This is a genomic window from Craterilacuibacter sp. (genome assembly GCF_051659485.1).
Lineage (GTDB): Bacteria > Pseudomonadota > Gammaproteobacteria > Burkholderiales > Chromobacteriaceae > Craterilacuibacter.
In genome coordinates, this window is record NZ_JBOFOO010000047.1 from 1 (window position 1) to 1264 (window position 1264).

Annotated in this window: 1 protein-coding gene; it reads left to right on the forward strand. The window is 63.3% G+C overall.

What is annotated here, in order from left to right:
• Nucleotides 1-176: 176 nt before the first annotated feature.
• Nucleotides 177-1264: hypothetical protein (locus tag ACRC1E_RS01370; protein ID WP_438513316.1), on the forward strand; the 1088-nt coding region annotated here is incomplete at its 3' end.

The following is a 1264-nucleotide window of genomic DNA, read 5'->3' on the forward strand; positions in this document are numbered from 1 at the left end:
GGCAAGGACTAATGCGCAAATTATACATAATGGTTTTGCATTGTCGTAATTATGCAAAACCATACTTGTCATAAATCAAGGCCGGGTTATTTATCCAGCGTCAACACGCTGGCGGCGCGCTCATCCGGGCATCATAATACGGACTTGTGCCCACCCTCCGGATACGCCCGCGCACCATGCCTTTGCAACTGAATCTGCCCGCTGCCGCGATGCCCGCCAGCCCGCAAGCCACCCTTGCCGCCTTGCAGGCACTCGCGCCCATCCCGGCCGAAGCGGCGCGGCAGCTGGCCGCACTATGGCAAGACAGCAACCAAAGCCTACTGGACAGCAATAGCCGTCTGGCTTTATTCGGCCACTTTCAGCAGGCACTGGTGCGCATCCTGCCGGCGCTGGAAAATGATTACCGCCTGCGCGAACTATCCGCCACCCTGCGGGCGCGAAAAGCGGCGGCACTCGCGCGGCGCCTGCAACTAGCGCGCCTGCTGACGCTCAAGCTGTGCCTGCAACAGGCCGAAGCGCCACCTGCTGCATTGCAACTGCACTTGCTGCAAAGTGTGCTGGACGCCAGCCATGATGTGCTGGCCACCCATCTGGCAAGCTATCACCCGCTGCCGGCCATGTTCTGGCGCGATAGCCACCGGCTGTACCAGCATGCCTGCGCTAGCGGCCATGGCGATGATGTGGCACTGGCAACCCGCTATAAGGCACTGCTGCTGCTGGGGCTATGCAATAGCAACCGCCTGCCCCCTGCCCAGATCGCGCGCCTGCTCGAACTTGCCAGCAGCGCGGCCACGCAGTTGCTGCTCGGCACCTGCGATGCGGCTGGCGAAGGTTTTTATGTCGACACCGATGCCGACCAGCCGCCGGGCTACCACGACACGCCGCCAGAGGCAGGCTGGATGCTGGATACCCGCCCTCTGGTCGATGCGCTCAGGCAGCAATTGCAGATGCAAAGCCACGGCACGCCGGGGGCGCACGCCGAAGACGGCGAGCTATTTCAGGCGCTGCTGCACGACTGCCAACGCAAGGCAGAACGCCACGAAGTACGCATCAAGATGGGCGGCACGCTGAGCCTGGTCTCCACCCTGCCCGCCTGCTGGCATCACAGCAATGGCGGCAGCTGGTCGTTTGCCCCCACCGGAGACAGCAGCGAGGAGCTGATCTACCACAGCCAGCTGGCACGGCGCAGCCCCCCGCCCGCGCCGGCCAGCATGACCATCATCAATCGCAGTTGCAGCGGCATGCAGCTGGCGGGCAACAGCCT